At 70.9% G+C, this 16,713-nt stretch carries 15 protein-coding genes; 1 reads left to right on the top strand and 14 read right to left on the bottom strand.

Features of this window, described 5'->3' with window-relative positions; genetic code table 11:
- Positions 1–12: 12 nt before the first annotated feature.
- From IEX69_RS01005 to IEX69_RS00945, 13 genes are all read right to left on the bottom strand, one after another.
- On the bottom strand, positions 13–1,182 hold the full coding sequence (locus tag IEX69_RS01005) for an FtsQ-type POTRA domain-containing protein (RefSeq protein ID WP_157127148.1): 1,170 nt from the start codon (positions 1,180–1,182) through the stop codon (positions 13–15).
- The gene (murC, locus tag IEX69_RS01000; RefSeq protein ID WP_085019286.1) at positions 1,179–2,582 is read right to left on the bottom strand and encodes a UDP-N-acetylmuramate--L-alanine ligase; all 1,404 of its coding nucleotides are present in this window, start codon (positions 2,580–2,582) and stop codon (positions 1,179–1,181) included. Before murC ends, IEX69_RS01005 begins: the two co-directional genes overlap by 4 nt.
- A gap of 31 nt (positions 2,583–2,613) precedes the next feature.
- Positions 2,614–3,702 carry a UDP-N-acetylglucosamine--N-acetylmuramyl-(pentapeptide) pyrophosphoryl-undecaprenol N-acetylglucosamine transferase gene (locus tag IEX69_RS00995; RefSeq protein ID WP_085019285.1) on the bottom strand — a complete coding sequence of 363 codons (1,089 nt, stop codon included), beginning with the start codon at positions 3,700–3,702 and terminating at the stop codon, positions 2,614–2,616.
- Complete coding sequence (gene ftsW / locus IEX69_RS00990; protein WP_085019284.1) at positions 3,699–4,898, bottom strand: putative lipid II flippase FtsW; 1,200 nt, start codon at positions 4,896–4,898, stop codon at positions 3,699–3,701. The genes IEX69_RS00995 and ftsW overlap by 4 nt, the downstream gene beginning before the upstream one ends.
- A complete protein-coding gene (gene murD / locus IEX69_RS00985; protein ID WP_085019283.1) occupies positions 4,870–6,378 on the bottom strand; it encodes a UDP-N-acetylmuramoyl-L-alanine--D-glutamate ligase in 1,509 nt (502 codons plus the stop codon). Before murD ends, ftsW begins: the two co-directional genes overlap by 29 nt.
- Complete coding sequence (gene mraY, locus IEX69_RS00980) at positions 6,378–7,472, bottom strand: phospho-N-acetylmuramoyl-pentapeptide-transferase (protein WP_085019282.1); 1,095 nt, start codon at positions 7,470–7,472, stop codon at positions 6,378–6,380. Before mraY ends, murD begins: the two co-directional genes overlap by 1 nt.
- Complete coding sequence (locus tag IEX69_RS00975) at positions 7,469–8,893, bottom strand: UDP-N-acetylmuramoyl-tripeptide--D-alanyl-D-alanine ligase (RefSeq protein WP_085019281.1); 1,425 nt, start codon at positions 8,891–8,893, stop codon at positions 7,469–7,471. Before IEX69_RS00975 ends, mraY begins: the two co-directional genes overlap by 4 nt.
- Position 8,894: 1 nt before the next feature.
- Positions 8,895–10,439, bottom strand: coding sequence for a UDP-N-acetylmuramoyl-L-alanyl-D-glutamate--2,6-diaminopimelate ligase (locus IEX69_RS00970; protein WP_085019280.1), 1,545 nt, complete (start codon positions 10,437–10,439; stop codon positions 8,895–8,897).
- A 20-nt stretch (positions 10,440–10,459) separates the two neighbouring features.
- Entirely contained in the window at positions 10,460–12,235 is a 1,776-nt protein-coding gene (locus IEX69_RS00965) for a peptidoglycan D,D-transpeptidase FtsI family protein (protein WP_229756195.1), read from the bottom strand.
- 35 nt (positions 12,236–12,270) lie between these two features.
- Complete coding sequence (gene ftsL, locus IEX69_RS00960) at positions 12,271–12,906, bottom strand: cell division protein FtsL (RefSeq protein ID WP_157127147.1); 636 nt, start codon at positions 12,904–12,906, stop codon at positions 12,271–12,273.
- Positions 12,903–13,859 carry a 16S rRNA (cytosine(1402)-N(4))-methyltransferase RsmH gene (gene rsmH, locus IEX69_RS00955; RefSeq protein WP_188760926.1) on the bottom strand — a complete coding sequence of 319 codons (957 nt, stop codon included), beginning with the start codon at positions 13,857–13,859 and terminating at the stop codon, positions 12,903–12,905. Before rsmH ends, ftsL begins: the two co-directional genes overlap by 4 nt.
- Positions 13,860–13,965: 106 nt before the next feature.
- Positions 13,966–14,397: a division/cell wall cluster transcriptional repressor MraZ gene (mraZ, locus tag IEX69_RS00950; RefSeq protein ID WP_085019277.1), complete on the bottom strand. Its 432-nt coding sequence runs from the start codon at positions 14,395–14,397 to the stop codon at positions 13,966–13,968.
- Between the two features lie 242 nt (positions 14,398–14,639).
- On the bottom strand, positions 14,640–15,029 hold the full coding sequence (locus tag IEX69_RS00945; RefSeq protein ID WP_085019276.1) for an SCO2097 family morphological protein: 390 nt from the start codon (positions 15,027–15,029) through the stop codon (positions 14,640–14,642).
- 78 nt (positions 15,030–15,107) lie between these two features.
- Between IEX69_RS00945 and IEX69_RS00940 the strand changes: the two genes are divergently transcribed.
- Positions 15,108–16,193 (top strand): polyprenyl synthetase family protein, encoded by a 1,086-nt coding sequence (locus IEX69_RS00940; RefSeq protein ID WP_085019275.1) that lies wholly within the window; start codon positions 15,108–15,110, stop codon positions 16,191–16,193.
- Positions 16,194–16,247: 54 nt separating this feature from the next.
- Here the strand turns inward: IEX69_RS00940 and IEX69_RS00935 are convergent, their stop codons facing one another.
- On the bottom strand, positions 16,248–16,589 hold the full coding sequence (locus tag IEX69_RS00935; RefSeq protein WP_085019274.1) for an Rv2175c family DNA-binding protein: 342 nt from the start codon (positions 16,587–16,589) through the stop codon (positions 16,248–16,250).
- Positions 16,590–16,713 lie beyond the last annotated feature (124 nt).

Below are 16,713 nucleotides of genomic sequence, written 5' to 3'. Positions count from 1 at the left end.
GCGTGTCGGCGATCATCCGCCTCGGATCACCGGGCTCTCCGGACTCGAGACGTCGTACTCGACGGCCCGGGCCGGATCCTGGGTCGCGATGAGGCGCTGCAGGATCAGCGTCTTCAGCGCGGACTGCTCCGCGCTCCCCCACACGACGCGCTGACCGGCGGCGCCGAAGGTGAACGTGATGCTGTCGGGCGTGGCCGCCGTCGCGTTCGTGACCTGGGCGAGCAGGTCGGCGGGCAGAGCGGCCAGAGCCGTGCCCGCCGCCGTGAAGGCGGCCCCGCCCAGCTGCGTCCCCGCCAGGTCGTAGACCGGGTAGCCGGGCACCTGCTGCGGCGACGACTGCACGACCACCCCGGCGGGGTCGACGACGTTCCAGCCCTCCGGGGTCTGCACCTGCGCCACGGGCGTGCGCTCCACGATCCGGATGCCGAGGCCCGACGGGGGCAGCGCCTCGATCGCGAACGACTTGATCAGGGGGAACTGCGAGAGCTCCTCGCGGATGGCGCCCTCGTCGACGAGCGCGAGCGGCCGGCCCAGCTGGTCGGACACCGCCGCCTCGACGGTCGCGGCGTCGAGGCGCGACGTGCCGGTCACCTCGATGGTGCGCACGCTGAGCAGCGGCGAGTACGCCGCGAGCAGGACCACGACGACGAGGCCCACGGCGACTCCGAGCCCGACGAGCCAGGAGATCCGGCGCCGTCGGCTCCACTGCGTGAAGCGTCGCGCCTCCTGCCGCTCGTAGCGGCGCCGCGCGCGCACGGCCCGCCGCAGCTCCGAGGCGCTGCCGCGCCCGCTGCGACGCCCGTCCGAGTCGCGCCCGGCCGTGTCGCGCCCGTTCGTGCCACGCGCGTCCGTGTTGGAGCGGCCCGACCGGGTGGGCTCGGAGGAGGTCCGGGCGGGCTCGGAGGGCGCCGCCGTCCGTCCGCCGCCCCGCAGCGCGGTGCGGTCGAGGAGGATCGGCTCGGTCAGATGCTCGTCCGCGTCGCGGGGCGGACTCGGATCGGCCGGACGCGAGCGTCCCTTCCGCGCCGTCGTCGCCGCCTCCCGCGCCTCCGACGAGGAGGCGTCGGGCGTGGACCGCGCCCGCTTCGTCGCCGACCTCGTCGTCGACGATGCGGGCGACGACGGCGGGGTCGGCGGCGGAGGCGGCGCCGGCGGCGGGGTCAGGCCGGGCGGACGTCTCACTGCCCGCTCGCGGCCTTCGCCAGCGAGGCGAGCAGCTGGGGGACGATGAGGTTCACGTCGCCGCACCCCAGGGTCACCGCGAAGTCGCCGGGCTTCGCGTAGGCGGCCAGCACATCCGCCGCCCGCTGCCAGTCGTCGACGTACACGACCTTCTCCGGATCCTGGAAGCGCTCCGACACCAGCTCGCCCGTCACGCCGGGGACCGGGTCCTCGCGGGCGCCGCAGACGGCCAGCACGATCGTGTAGTCGGCCGTGCGCTCGAGCGTCTCCGCGAACTCCCCGGCCATGAGCTTGGTCCGGCTGTAGAGATGCGGCTGGTGGACGGCGATGATGCGCCCGTCGCCGACCACGGTCCGGGCCGCCGTGAGCGCGGCGTCGACCTCGGTGGGGTGGTGGGCGTAGTCGTCGTAGACGCTGACGCCGCCGACGGTGCCGTGGAGCTCGAACCGGCGCCCGGTGCCGCCGAAGTCGGCGACGGCGTCGAGGGCCTCCGCGAGGCCGAACCCGAGGCCGATCAGCACGGCCACGGCGCCGGCCGCGTTGATCGCGTTGTGGCGGCCGGGGACGGCGAGGGTCGTCGAGGCGGTCGCCCCCTGGTGCACGAGCGTGAACGCGACGGGACCGTCCGTCACGACGTCGACCACCCGGACGTCGGCGTCGGCCGCCTCGCCGAAGGTGATGACGTGCGGATGCGCCATCCTGGCCCGCACCCGCTGCGCGCCGGCGTCGTCGCTCGAGATCACGACGAGCTCGGAGGCCGCGTCGGCGAAGCGCACGAAGGCGTCCTCCACCGCCTCGACCGACCCGTAGTGGTCGAGGTGATCGGGATCGACGTTGGTGATGAGCGCCACGGCCGTGTCGTAGAGCACGAACGAGCCGTCGGACTCGTCGGCCTCGACGACGAAGAGCTCGCCGCTGCCCGCGGCGGAGCTCGTGCCGAGCGCGGAGATGGTGCCGCCGTTGACGAAGCCCGGGTCCTGGTCGAGCCCGAGCAGGCCCGTGACGACCATCCCCGTCGAGGTGGTCTTGCCGTGCGCGCCGGCGACGGCGACGAGCCGCCTCCGGTTCGCCAGCCAGGCGAGGGCCTGGGACCGGTGCAGGATCGTGAGCCCACGTTCCTTCGCGACGAGGTACTCGGGGTTGTCGGGCCAGAGCGCCCCGGTGAAGACGAGGGTGTCGGCGTCGCCGACGTTCGCGGCATCGTGGCCCACGGCGACCGGGATGCCGAGCGCGCGCAGCTTCTCGGCATACGCGGAGTCGGTGCGGTCGGAGCCGGTGACCGTCATGCCCGCGGCCTTCATCAGGCGGGCGATGCCGTTCATGCCGGAGCCGCCGATCCCCACGAAGTGCACGGCCCCGAGGTCGTCGGGGATGGGGAGGTCGAGGTCGGGCTTGATCACGGGTGGCGCTCCCTCAGGGCTTCGTGGCGGTTCACGCGTCGTGCGCGGCCGACCGGATGATCTCCGCGAGTCGTCTGTCGCCGTCGGGGATGCCGACGGAGGAGGCCCGGACGGCCATGCCCTCGACCCTGTCGCGATCGGCGAGGATCGGGAGGACCACCTCCCGGAACCGGTCGGCGGTGAACTCGGAATCGGCGACGATGCTAGCACCGCCCGCTGTGACCAGGTCGCGGGCGTTGAACCTCTGCTCCCCGTTCCCCACCGCGTACGGGACCAGCACGGCGGGCAGCCCGACGACGGCCAGCTCGCACACCGTCGACGCCCCGGCGCGCGAGACGGCGAAGTCCGCGAGGGCGAGGGCGAGGTCCATGCGGTCGCAGTAGGTCATGAAGGCGTAGCCGGGGATGCCGGGATCGTCCACCTCGGTGCGGGCCCCGGCGATGTGCAGGACGTTCCATCCGGCGTCGACCAGAGCACGTGCATTGGCGTGGACGGCCGCGTTGATCCGCCGGGCTCCGAGAGAGCCGCCCGTCACGAGGAGCGTCGGTCTCCCGGCGTCGAGTCCGAAGGCCGACGCCGCCTCGCCCGCGGCCGCGGACTTGACGGCGGGATCGCTGAGCGCGGTGACCTCGCGACGCAGGGGCATGCCGACCAGGGTGGCGTGCGGAAGCGGCGTGTTCGAGAACGTCGTGGTCACGTGCGGCGTGTAGCGGGCGCCGAGGCGGTTCGCCAGGCCGGGACGGGCGTTCCCCTCGTGGATGACGAGGGGACGCCGGGTGGATCGAGCGCCGAGGTAGGCGGGAGCGGAGGCATACCCGCCGAAGCCCGCGACGAGGTCGACGCCCCGGTCCTCGATGAGCCCTCGAACGCGACGGAGCGTCTCGCGGAACCGGCCGGGGAACGCGACGGCCGCGCGGTTCGGTCGCCGCGGGAAGGGCAGCTTCGGGATCGTGAGCAGCTCGTACCCGCGCTCGGGCACCAGACGGGCCTCGAGACCCTCGGCGGTGCCCAGCACGAGCACCTCGGCGTCGGGCTCCGCCGCACGCAGGGCGTCGGCGGTGGCGAGCAACGGGTTCACGTGGCCCGCCGTGCCTCCGCCGGCGAGCAGGTACGTCGTCATGCCTCGAGCCCCACCCGCGTGTCGCGGCCGACCTCTCGCGCGATCGAGAGCACGATCCCGATGGCCGCGAGGGTCGTCAGAAGCGCGGATCCTCCCGAGGAGATGAGGGGCAACGGGACGCCGAGGACCGGGAGGAGGCCGAGCACGACCGCGATGTTGACGAATGCCTGCCCGATCAGCCACACCATGACCGCGCCGGTGACGACGCGGGCGAACATGTCGTGGGTCGAGCGGATGATCCGCACGAACGCGATGGCGAGAGCGACGAAGAGGAGGAGCACGACGACAGCGCCGACCAGCCCCAGCTCCTCGCCGATGATGGCGAAGATGTAGTCGTTGTCGGCCGCCGGGAGCCACGACCACTTCGCCTTCGAGTTCCCGAGCCCGACGCCAAAGAGGTTGCCGCCCGCCAGCGCCCACTCGCCGTGCTGGGTCTGCCAGTCGACGCCCTGGTAGTCGGCGTTCGTCCCGCTGAGGAAGGAGAAGATGCGGTCGGAGCGGCTCTGGCTGGAGAACGCCACGACGACCGCGATGGTGGCTCCGACCAGGATCGGCACGGCGAGCATCCGCAGCTTGACGCCCGCGAAGAAGAGGCCGCCCAGGACGAGCCCGGCCATGATCATGACGGTGCCGAGGTCGCCACCGATGAGCACCAGGCCGAGCGCGAGGGCCGTCACGGGGAACACCGGGATGACCAGGTGACCCCAGCGCGAGAGCAGGGCCTCCTTCTTCGCCATGATCGTGCCCAGCCAGATGACGAGCGCGAGCTTCACGAGCTCCGACGGCTGGAAGGTGTACCCGCCGATGGCGACCCAGTTGAGGTTGCCGCCCACCTCGTCTCCGAGCGGGGTGAACACGAGCATCTGCACCGCCAGCGCGACCGCGAGGCCCACCCATGCCCAGCGCTTCCAGAACCGCGTGGGGATGCGCGACACCACGAGCATGAGCGGGATGCCGATGAGCGCGAACAGCCCCTGCTTCCAGAACACGCCGAAGAAGCCCTGGCGCGCCGTGTACGAGTCGATGGAGCTGGACGAGAGCACCATGACCAGGCCCAGCAGGACGAGGAACAGCGTCGTGCCGAGGAGCAGGAAGTAGTTGCCGGACTCCGCCGTGACGACCTCGCCCAGACGGATGCGCGCCGTTCGAGCGCGACCGCCGCCCGCGCTATTCGAGGGGAGGCTCTCCGACGTCATCCTGCAGGCCTCCCGGGTGGTTCTCGGTGTGCGCCCTCACCGCGGCGGCGAAGCGGTCGCCGCGATCGGCGTAGTCGGCGAACTGGTCCATGGACGCCGCTGCCGGTGCGAGGAGCACCACGTCGCCCGGGGCCGCGGCTGCGGCTGCCAGGGCGACGGCCTCGGCCATCACATCCTCAGTCTCATCGTGAGCGACCTCGAACACGGGAAGGCCGGGCGCGTGTCGTGCGAATGCGGAGAGCACCTCCTGGCGCTCCACCCCGATGACCACGGCGGCGCGCACCCTGGCGGCCGACGCGGCGATCAGAGGATCGATGTCGACACCCTTGAGCAGGCCCCCCACGATCCAGACGATCGAGGGGTAGGCGGTGAGCGAGGCGCCGGCCGCGTGCGGGTTCGTCGCCTTGGAGTCGTCGACCCAGGTCACGCCTCCCGCCGTCACGACGTGCTCGATCCGGTGACGGTCGAGCGTGAAGGCGGCCAGCGCCTGACGGATGGCGTCGATCGGCACGCCGTAGCTGCGGGCCAGCGCGGACGCCGCCAGCACGTCGGCGACGGTGTGCGGTGCACCGAGTCCGCGGGCGCGCAGCTCGTCGACCGTGACGATCTCGAGCGCGGAGTCGCGGCGCTCGGCGAAGAACGCCCGGTCGCAGAGGATCCCGTCGACGACGCCGAAGTCGCTCGGGCCCGGGACGCCGAGGTCGAACCCGACGGCCCGTGCCCCCTCCACCACGTCGGCCTCCTCGACCATGCGGAGGGTGCGCTCATCGGCCTTGTTGTAGACGCACGCCACCTGGGTGCGCTCGTAGACCTTCGCCTTGGCCGCGGCGTAGGCGTCCATCGAGCCGTGCCAGTCGAGGTGGTCCTCGGCGATGTTGAGGCACACCGCGGCGTAGGGCGACATCGAGTGGAGCGAGTGCAGCTGGTAGCTCGACAGCTCCACGACGAGCACGTCGAAGCCCTCGGGATCGCGGATGGCGTCGAGCACCGGGATGCCGATGTTGCCGCACGGCGCGACGCGCTTGCCGCCGGCCAGCAGCATCGCCGCGGTGAGCTGCACCGTCGTCGTCTTGCCGTTGGTCCCGGTGACCGCGATCCAGTCGGCGGGCCGGCCGACCTTGTCGCGGAGCCGCCAGGCCAGCTCGACGTCGCCCCAGACGGGGATCGCCCGCTCGTCCGCCCAGACCAGCAGCGGGTCGTCGGGGTGGTAGCCGGGCGAGGCGACCACGAGATCCGGCTCGAAGGCACGCAGCGCGTCCGGCACCTCCCCCGCCGGGGCCAGCTCGAGGCGGGCGCCGATGACGGGGATGAGGTCGACGTACTCCTGCTTCGCGCGCTCGGCGACCACGAGGACGTCGGCGCGCAGCTCCGTGAGCGTGTCGGCCACGGAGAACCCGGTGACGCCGAGACCGAGCACGGCGACCTTGAGTCCGCTCCAGTCGGCGTGCCAGCTGGTGAGCTCGTCGAGGGACGCCGCCATCAGCTCGACAGCCACTCGAGGTAGAACGACCCCACCGCGGCGGCGACGAAGAGGCCGGCGATGATCCAGAACCGGACCACGATGGTGACCTCGGCCCACCCCTTCATCTCGAAGTGGTGATGGAGCGGGCTCGCCCGCCAGATGCGCTTGCCCTTCGTGAGCTTGAAGTACGTCAGCTGCACCGCGACCTGACCGGCGACGAGCACGAAGATGCCGCCGATGAAGATCAGGAGCAGCTCGGTCTGGGCGAGGATCGCCAGTGCGGCCAGCGCGCCGCCGAGGGCGAGCGACCCGGTGTCGCCCAGGAAGATCTGGGCGGGGTTGGTGTTCCACCAGAGGAAGCCGATGAGGGCTCCGACGACGGTGGCCGCGACGACCGCGAGGTCGAGCGGGTCGCGTACGTCGTAGCACTTGTAGAGCACGTCGGGGTCGATGTTGACGTTCGAGCAGGACTGGTTGAACTGCCAGAAGCCGATGATGATGAACGACCCGATGGCGAGGATGCTCGAGCCGGGTGCGAGGCCGTCGAGGCCGTCGGTGAGGTTCACCGCGTTCGAGGTCGAGATGACGATGAGGCCGATCCAGATCACGAACGCGATCACACCGATGACCACGCCCCACGACAGGAAGTCGAACGGCAGGTCGCGGATGAAGGAGATGCTCGTCGAGGCCGGCGTCTCGCCCCGGGAGTTCGGGAACTGGATCGCGAGCAGCGCGAACGCCACGCCGACGACCACCTGGCCCACGATCTTGGCGATTGGGCCGAGGCCGAGGCTGCGCTCCTTCCGGACCTTCAGGAAGTCGTCGATGAAGCCCACCACGCCGAGGCCCGTCATGAGGAACAGCACCAGCAGGCCCGACACGGTCGGGGGCTCCTGCGTGACCATGGCCGACACGAAGTAGCCGAACAGCGTGGCGATGATGAGGACGATGCCGCCCATGGTGGGCGTCCCGCGCTTGACGTAGTGCGACTCGGGGGTGTCGACGTTGATGAACTGCCCCCAGGCGAACCGCTTGAAGAGGCGGATGAACACCGGGGTCATGAACAGGGAGAACGCCAACGACAGCGAGCCGGCGAGCAGCAGGGTGATCACGAGTGCGCCTCCGCGAGACGATCGCCCAGGAAGCGCAGCCCGGCCGAGTTGGACGACTTGACCAGGATCACGTCGCCCTCGCGCGCATCCGCCTGGATCAGGTCGAACGCCTCGTCGGCGGTGGCCGCGAAGACGGCCTCGCCGTCCCAGGAGCCCTCGTGATTGGCCGCGAGGTGCAGGGCGCGGGCTCCCTCGCCCACGACGTAGAGCCTGGCGATGTTGAGGCGCACCACGAGGCGGCCGATGCGGTCGTGCTCCTCCACGGCGTAGGGGCCGAGCTCGCTCATCTCGCCGAGGACGGCGACCGTGCGCTGATCGGGTCGGGCGATCTGCGCGAGGGTCTTCAGCGCCGAGGCCATCGAGTCGGGGCTGGCGTTGTAGGCGTCGTTGATGACCACCACCCCGTCACCGCCGCCCATGACCTCCATGCGCCACCGCTCGGCGCGCGTGACCGACTCCAGGCCGGCGACGATCACGTCCAGGGGCACGCCGAGCTCGTGGGCGGAGGCCGCCGCGGCCAGGGCGTTCATGACGTGATGCTCGCCGAGCACGCCGAACCGCACCGGCGACGACGATCCGTCGGGCAGGTGCAGCGTGAACGAGGTGCCGATCGCGCTCGCGTCGATGTCGGTCGCGCGCACCTCCGCGCGCTCGCCGAGCCCGAACCAGACCACTCGAGCAGCGGTCTTGTCGGCCATGCTCGCGACGCGGTGGTCGTCGACGTTGAGCACGGCGACGTCGGTGGGCTCGAGATCCTTCACCATCTCGGTCTTCGTGATCAGCGTGGTCTCGATGCCGCCGAACTCGCCCGCGTGAGCCAGCCCGACCATGAGCACGACCCCCACGTCGGGCTTCGCCATGCGGACCAGCCGGGTGATCTCGCCCTTCCCGCTCGCACCCATCTCGGCGACCAGGAATCGGGTGCTCTCGGTGAGCTTGAGCATCGTCAGCGGGGCGCCGACCTCGTTGTTGAACGAGTCGCGCGGAGCGACCGTCTCGCCCACGCGCTCCAGGATCGACCGCAGCAGGTTCTTCGTGGTGGTCTTGCCGTTGGATCCCGTGACGCCGACGATCTTCAGCCGGCCGAGGGCACGGACCCTGCGCACGACCTCCGTCGCGAACGCGCCGAGCGCGTCGACGCTGTCCGGCACGACGATCTGCGGCACGGCGACGTCGGACTCGCGCTCGACGATCACGAGCGCCGCACCGGCCTCGACGGCGTTCGGCACGAAGCGGTGGCCGTCGTCGGACTCGCCGCGCTTGGCGACGAACACGTCGCCCTCGCCGATCAGGCGCGAGTCGGTGTCGACGGTGCCGGAGACCACGGACTCGGGAGCCCATCCCGCGGCGACCGCGGAGTCGGTGAGCACCAGACGTCCGCCGAGGATGTCGGTGATGTCGGTGAGGGTCAGATCGAGCATGTCAGAGCCAGCCTCGTTCCTGCAGCGCGCGGCGTGCGTCGTCGCGGGCGGAGTACGGGATCCGCTCCCCCGCGACCTCGTGGTAGTCCTCGTGCCCGGGACCGGCGTAGAGCACGATGTCGTTCTCGGCGGCGAGATCGAGAGCGGCGCGCAGCGCGGCCTTCGGATCGGCGATCTCGTGGATCTCGCGGTCGGGCACCGCCGCGGTCGCGCCGGCGATCAGGGCCCGCCGGATGGTCGCCGGATCCTCGTAGCGGGGGTTGAAGTCGGTGATGACCACGACGTCCGCGAGCCTGGCCGCGATCGCGCCCATCTCCTCGCGCTTCGTGGTGTCGCGGTCGCCGTCGGCGCCGAACACCATGATGACGCGTCCCGTGGCGACACGGCGCATCGACTCGAGCATCACGGTGAAGCCGTCGGGTGTGTGGCCGTAGTCGACGTAGACCGTCGGACCGCGGTCGCCCGAGACCTTCTCGGCTCGTCCGGGGATGTAGACGTCGATGCCGCCGTCGCGCTCCAGCACGTGGGCGATCGCGTCGAGGTCGAAGCCGGCCTCGACGAGCATGACCAGGGCCAGTGCGGCGTTCGAGGCCATGAACGCGCCCAGCAGGGGCACGCTCGTGGAGAGCGTCCGGCGGTCGGGGGCGACGAGCGTGAACGACGTCGCGTCCTCCGCCTCGTCGTCGACCGTGAGCGACCACTCGGCCTCGACGTCGTCGCGGGTGCCGATCGTGGCCATCGGGATGCGGGACTCGTCCGCGAGACGACGGCCGTACTCGCCGTCGACGATCGCCACGCCGCGCCGCGCGCGATCGGGGTCGAAGAGCGCGCGCTTGGCCTCGAAGTACTTTTCCATCGAGGAGTAGTCGTCGAGGTGGTCGTGGGTGAGGTTCGTGAAGCCCACGACGTCGAAGACGATGCCGTCGACACGGTGCTGGGTGACGGCCTGCGCCGACACCTCGAGCACCACCGCGCGGACGTCGGCCTCGCGCATCCGCGCCAGCATCGCGTGGATCTCGGTGGCCTCGGGCGTGGTGAGCTTGCTGGCGATCGTGTCGTCGCCGATCCGCCGCTCCGCGGTCGTGGACAGGCCCGCCACGACGCCGAGCTGACGCAGCACGGCCTCGACGAGGTACGCGACGCTGGTCTTTCCGTTGGTGCCGGTCACCCCGAAGATCGTCGGAGGGTCGATGCGGGTGCGGTACACCCACGCGGCCACCTCGCCGAGCGCGGCCCGGGGCTCGGGGGTGACGAGGAGCGGAAGCCCGGACTCGGCGGCCAGGACGGCGCCCGCCGGGTCGGTGAGCACGGCGACGGCGCCGGAGGCGGCCGCGTCGGCGGCGAAGCTCGCACCGTGATGGCGCACACCCGGCAGCGCGGCGTAGAGGTCGCCGGGAGCGACGTCCTTCGACGACAGCGAGACCCCCGTCACCTCGACGTCGCCGGTGAGACCGGAGGCGTCGAAGCCCGCCTCCTCGACCAGCTGCGAGAGCGACCGTGGGATCGGATGCTCGGGCCGGAGCGCCGAAGGGATCCGATCGGTCATGGTCTCCTCGAGTCGCTCGGTCAGTAGGTGGTGGGGAGGTCGGGCGCCGGCACGGTGGACGGCTGGACCCGGTGCTCCTTCAGGACCTGCGACATGATCTTCTGGAAGACCGGCGCGGCTGCCAGAGCAGACTCCACGGTAACAGGCTTGGCGATGGTCACCGAAACGACGTACTGGGGGTCGTCGGCGGGAGCCAGACCGGCCAGAGACGTGATATAGCTCGACCCGTAGGCGCCGTTGCCGTCGCTCATCTGGGCGGTTCCCGTCTTCGCGGCGACGCGGTAGCCGGGGATCTGGAGGTCCTTCGACGCGTATCCGCCGGTGACCACCGTCTCGAGCATGTTGACGGTGTCGGTGGCCGCCTGCGCCGAGACGACCTGCTCGCCCGAGCCCGAGGGGACGTCGGTCATCGAGCCGTCCGCCTGCTTGCAGCCCTCCACGAGCTGGACGGGCAGGCGCACCCCGCCGTTGCCCAGAGCCTGGTACATGCTGGCGACCTGGACCGCGGTCGTCGACAGGCCCTGACCGAACGTGGTGGTCATGTTCGTCTGGTCGTCCCACTCGTCCCAGGGGTGGATGATGCCGCCCGACTCGGCGGGGAAGCCCACCTCGCTGGCCTCGCCGAGGTGGAACTTCATCATGTAGTCGTAGCGCTGCTCGGGGCTCATCTGCTCGCCGAGCATCGCGGTCCCCGTGTTCGACGACTCCTGGATGACCCCGGCCAGGGTGAGGCGGAGCGGGTCGGTGTGGAACTCGCTGTCCTTCGTCGAGGCGCCGTTGGCGTCGGTGTAGACGTACGGCGCCTCGACCTGGGTGCCGACGTTCGCCGTGCCGGAATCGACCAGCGAGGCGGCCGTGAGCGCCTTGAAGGTCGAGCCGGGCTCGAACGGCGCCTGGAACGCGATCGAGCCCCGGTTGGCCGGATCCGTGCCGTCGACGTTGTTCGGATCGACGCTCGGGTAGTCGGCGACGGCCAGGAGCTTGCCCGTCTTCACCTCCTGGACCACGACGGTGCCCCAGGCGCCCTGGACCTCCTGCACCCGCGCGGCGAGGGTCTGCTGCGCGAAGTACTGCAGGTCGCTGTCGAGGGTCAGCACCACCGTGCCGCCGTCCTGCGCCTGGACGGTGGTCTCGGTGCTGCCGGGGATGGCGACCCCGCCGTTGTCGCCCGAACGGAGGTACGTCTGCACTCCGTCCGTGCCGGCGAGGCACGTCTGATCGAGCTGCTCGACACCGGCCTGGCCGGTGCCGTCGCTGCCCACGAAGCCCACCACGCTGCCGGCGACCGCACCGTTGGGGTACGTGCGCTTGGGCACCGAGGAGTAGTACAGCCAGTCGACGCCGAGGTCGCGGATGGCGCGGAACTGGTCGACGCTGATGCCCTTCACCACGTACGCGAAGTTCGACGTGGGATCGGAGGTGAACGCGGCGTAGACCTCGTCGGCGGACTGCCCGGTGATCGCGGCGATGCTCTCCGCGATCTGCCGCGGGGTCACCGTCGTCGTGGTGCCGGCGTCGTCGGTCTTCTCGAGGTCGACCACCTGGTTGGGAGCGACCGTCACGTCGTACGTGAGGACGGTGGTGGCCAGCACGGTGCCGTCGGAGTCGGTGATGTCCCCGCGCAGGCCGTAGGTCTCGGTCTGGGCGGAGAGCTTGTCGAAGGCCTGGGCGTTGAGCTCGTCGGCCTGCACGATCTGGATCGACACCAGGCGCACGATGAACACCCCCACCAGCGCCACCACAGCGAGCACGGCGAGGGCCGTCCTCCTTCTCGTGGAGCGGCTGACAGCGATCACCTGGATCCTCCTGGGGACGTGCGGACGGGAGCGGGTCAGTGGGTGGTCGGCGACGGCAGCGTTCCGGACCACGGTACGTCGGCGGAGCCGGAGGTCGCGGGCGGCGCGCCAGCGTCCGTCGTCCCGGTCGGAGCCGTCGGCGGCGACAGCAGCGAGTTCGCGATCAGGTTCCCCCCGCCGGTCACCGTGCTGGTGGCCGCGGCCGGTGCCGGCGAGCCGAGCACCGCGCCGTCGGAGAGACGCAGGTAGACGGGAGCGCTGTTCGAGACCATGCCGAGCGTCTCCGCCTGCGAGGCGAGGTTCTGCGGGGACGACAGCTTGTCCATCTGCTCCGACAGCGTCTGGTTCGTGCGGTCGAGCTCCTTCTGCGACGACTGGAGCGATTCGATCTCGTAGGCACCCTGCGAGAGGCCGACGGAGAGGGTGAGCTGGGCGATGACGATGGCCAGCACCCCCGCGATCACGACGGCGGCGTAGGCGATCTTCGGGCGGCGCCGACGCTGGGCCCGCGAGGGGACGATGGTGAACCGGGGCCGCGGTGTCGCCGGTCGCCCGTCGGCACGACGGGTGGTGCTGGGCGACTCCGGCTCGAGCTCGTCGCCGAGCACCGGCGCCGCCGAACCGCGGAGAGCGGCGGGCCGGACCATGTGGCTTCGGGCGGGCTGGCTCATGCGGCTCTCCTCAGACGCTCCGCTGCGCGGAGCCGGACGGGGGTGGATCGGGAGTTGCGGGCGCGCTCCTCGTCATCGGCCAGCTCGGCGCCGCGGACGAGCAGCTTCAGCTCGGGCCGATGCTCGGGGAGCTCGATGGGGAGGCCGGCCGGCGCGGTGGAGGTCGATCGCCGCTGCAGCTCGCGCTTGACGATGCGGTCCTCGAGGGACTGGTAGGCGAGCACGACGAGGCGACCGTGGACGGCCAGGGCGTCGACCGCGGCGGGGATCGCCCGCTCGAGCACGGACAGCTCCTGGTTGACCTCGATCCGCAGAGCCTGGAAGACCCGCTTGGCAGGATGCCCCGCGTCACGGAGGCGGGCGGGGGTGGCGGCGCTCAGGATGTCGACCAGGCGCCCGGAGCGGTCGAGAGGCGCGGCCTGGCGCTCGTTCACGATGGCCCGGGCGTACCGGTCCGCGAGGCGCTCCTCGCCGTAGTCGCGGAAGATGCGCTTGAGATCGCCCTCGGAGTACGTGGCGAGCACCTCGGCGGCGGTGGGGCCGGTCGTCGGATCCATCCGCATGTCGAGTGGGGCGTCCTTCGCGTAGGCGAAGCCGCGATCCGCCTCGTCGAGCTGCATGGAGGACACGCCGAGGTCGAAGAGGATGCCGTCCACCTCCTCGATGCCGAGCTCGTCGAGCACGTCGGGCAGCTCGTCGTACACCGCGTGCACGAGGTCGGTGCGTGCCGAGAACCGCTCCAGCCGACGCCCGGCGAGCTCGAGCGCGGCGGTGTCGCGGTCGAGGCCGACGAGGTGGACGTTCGGATGCGCCTCGAGGAGCGCCTCGGAGTGTCCGCCCAGACCGAGCGTCGCGTCGACCACGACAGCGCCCTCGCGCTCGAGCGAGGGGGCGAGCAGCTCGAGCGTGCGCTCGAGGAGAACAGGGGTGTGGATGCGGGAGAGATCGTCCATGGTGCGCCCTAGGGTCCGGCCGCCTGCCCTGATCCCCATCCGTCCGGGACCTGGCGCTGGGGAAGTGCGTCAGGGCGTCGAACAGCTGGGAGTCACGACATGCGGATCAGAACAGTCCGGGGATCACCTCCTCCTCGGTGGACGAGAACGCGGCCTCCTGCTCGGCCAGGTAGGCGTTCCAGGCGTCGGCGTTCCAGATCTCGGCTCGGGTGCCGGCGCCGATGACCACGAGCTCGCGGTCGAGGCCGGCATAGGCCCGCAGGGGTGCGGGGACGGTGATGCGGTTCTGCTTGTCGGGCGTCTCGGCGCTGGCGCCGGAGAGGAAGACGCGGAGGTAGTCACGGGCCTGCTTGCTGGTGACCGGCGCCTGACGGATCTTCTCGTGCAGGTTCTCGAACTCCCGGGTGGAGAAGACGTAGATGCAGTTCTCCTGCCCGCGGGTCATGACCACGCCCCCCGCCAGCTCGTCGCGGAACTTGGCAGGGAGGATGATCCGCCCCTTCTCGTCGAGGCGTGGGGAGTACGTACCAAGGAACACGTCTCCCCTCACATCTCTCCGGCCAGGACTGGTGGGCTTGGCCTCCACTTTACTCCACTACCCTCCACAAACACCACAGCAGGCCGCCGATTGGCGATTTCGGCGTGTCGAGATCCGCGTGATTGCAGGGAAGAAGGCGGGTGGAGGGAAGTGGAGGAAGCGGGTCCAAGAACGGGGTTCGGAGAGCACAAAAAAAGACCGGCCCGAAGGCCGGTCTGATCCGTGTGGAGCGGTGTGGAGGGTTACTCGCCGCGGTCGTCGCCCTCTCGGCGCTCCCAGCGGTCGCCGAGCTTGTCCATGAAGCCGCGCGACCCACCCTGCGTCGCCGAGGGGGTGGGAGTGGAGGGGAAGGGAGTGCTCGACGCCTTGCCCACGCGCTTGGTGCGACGCAGCGACAGCAGCACCCCGCCGAACATGGCCACGAAGCCGAGCAGCCCGATGAGCGGCTGCTGGAGGATCACGCCGGCGATGACCACGCCCAGGCCGACGATGGCCACCAGGATGCCCAGCACCAGGGCGCCGTAGTTGACCCGGCCTCTGCCGCTGACCGCCGAGACGAAATCGGCGTCGTTACGGTAGAGACTGCGCTCCATCTCATCGAGGAGTCTCTGCTCTTGCTCGGAAAGCGGCATCGTGCGTTCACCTTCAGGCTCTTGACCGGTGCGTGATACTCGCGATTGTAGTGCGCACGGTCTGGCTAGGCTAGGCGCGTGAACCAAAGCTCGCGCCTGGTCGATCAGGTCGACGCACGAATCGTGGGATTTCTCGAATCGCGCTCTCTCATCCTCCGTCAGATCGCCCCCGAGCTCGCCCCGTTCGAGACCTTCTCCCGGGATCTTCTCAGCGGTGGGAAGCGCTTCCGAGCGCTGTTCTGCTACTGGGGCTGGCGGGCGGCCGGAGGCCTCTCCGCCGACCTCTCCCCCGCGATCGTCGACCTCTGCACGGGGCTGGAGCTGTTCCACGCCGCGGCGCTCGTGCACGACGACATCATCGACCGATCCGACACCCGCCGCGGGATGCCCGCGGCCCACCGCCGGTTCGAGTCGCTCCACCTCGACGAGTCCTGGGAGGGCGAGGCAGCGGGGTTCGGCGAGGGCGCCGCCATCCTGCTCGGCGACCTGCTCCTGGCCTGGAGCGACGAGCTCGTCTCCGGCGCGCTGGCGCTCCTTCCCGATACGCACGCGCGCGCCACTCGCCAGGCCTTCGATCTCATGCGCACCGAGGTCACGCTCGGCCAGTACCTCGACATCATGGAGGAGCGGGCGTGGCGGGCGCCGAGCGAGCTCTCCCCCGTGCGGCGTGCCGAGCGCGTGATGGTCTACAAGTCGGCGAAGTACAGCGTCGAGGCGCCCCTGGCGATCGGCGCCTCCGCGGCGGGCGGGCGGAGCTCCCTCGTGGAGGGCCTGCGCGATGTCGGCCTGCCGCTGGGCATCGCCTTCCAGCTGCGCGACGACGTGCTCGGGGTCTTCGGCGACGCGGAGGTGACGGGGAAGCCCAGCGGCGACGATCTCCGCGAGGGCAAGCGGACCCTGCTCGTGGCCTATACGCGCTCCCGCCTGTCGGAGTCGGCCAAGCGGCTCGTCGACGAGCTCCTCGGCGATCCGGACCTCGACGAGTCCCAGGTCCGGATGCTGCAGCAGACCATGCGCGAGGCCGGCGCGCTCGACGAGGCCGAGCGCCTGATCGAGGGCAACGTGGCGCTCGCGCTCGAGAACCTCGACGACCTCGCGCTCGACGACGAGTCGCGCGAGGCTCTGGTCGGCCTGGCCCGGCGCATCACGGACCGCGCCGCGTGACGCGCCTGTCCCGGGAGGGGCTGCGGTGAACGCAGGGCGTGAGGCCCGGACGGATCAGAGCGCGAGCGCCTGAGCCACCCGCCGGACCTCGGTCTTCCGACCGGCACGCAGGGCCTCGATCGGCGGCACGCCGATCGTGTCGTTGTCGGAGAGCAGCCAGTCGACGATCCCCTCGTCGTCGAAGCCGCTGTCGGCGAGCACCAGCACGGTGCCCTTGAGCTCATGCAGCGGCTCGCCGTCGCGGAGGAACAGCGCAGGGACGACGAGCTTCCCGTCGCGCCGGACGGCGACGAGCGCGCGCTCCTCGATGAGGCGGCGCACGCGGCTCTGGGTGAGCCCGAGCTCCTCCACGAGGTCGGGAACGGTGAGCCAGGACGAGGTGGACGGTTCGGTCACGAGTACAGACAATCACGCCGGACCCGGGACCCGAGAATCCTCTTGCGTCACGAAACGATAAAGAATGGATGGAAGAACCCTCCGCAGAGGCGACCTTCCGGGGTCGTTCCCGGGTTCCGGCCGG

Source organism: Cnuibacter physcomitrellae (assembly GCF_014640535.1).
Classification (GTDB): Bacteria; Actinomycetota; Actinomycetes; order Actinomycetales; family Microbacteriaceae; genus Cnuibacter; species Cnuibacter physcomitrellae.
The sequence above is the reverse complement of the archived record's forward strand: the minus strand, read 5'-3'. Positions and strand labels throughout refer to the sequence as shown.

Excerpts from the sequence above, each read along its gene's own strand:
- IEX69_RS00995 (WP_085019285.1), bottom strand. The coding sequence starts at position 3,702 with ATGACGACGTACCTGCTCGCCGGCGGAGGCACGGCGGGCCACGTGAAC.
- ftsW (WP_085019284.1), bottom strand. The coding sequence starts at position 4,898 with ATGACGTCGGAGAGCCTCCCCTCGAATAGCGCGGGCGGCGGTCGCGCT.
- murD (WP_085019283.1), bottom strand. The coding sequence starts at position 6,378 with ATGGCGGCGTCCCTCGACGAGCTCACCAGCTGGCACGCCGACTGGAGC.
- IEX69_RS00975 (WP_085019281.1), bottom strand. The coding sequence starts at position 8,893 with ATGCTCGATCTGACCCTCACCGACATCACCGACATCCTCGGCGGACGT.
- IEX69_RS00970 (WP_085019280.1), bottom strand. The coding sequence starts at position 10,439 with ATGACCGATCGGATCCCTTCGGCGCTCCGGCCCGAGCATCCGATCCCA.
- ftsL (WP_157127147.1), bottom strand. The coding sequence starts at position 12,906 with ATGAGCCAGCCCGCCCGAAGCCACATGGTCCGGCCCGCCGCTCTCCGC.
- rsmH (WP_188760926.1), bottom strand. The coding sequence starts at position 13,859 with ATGGACGATCTCTCCCGCATCCACACCCCTGTTCTCCTCGAGCGCACG.
- IEX69_RS00945 (WP_085019276.1), bottom strand. The coding sequence starts at position 15,029 with ATGCCGCTTTCCGAGCAAGAGCAGAGACTCCTCGATGAGATGGAGCGC.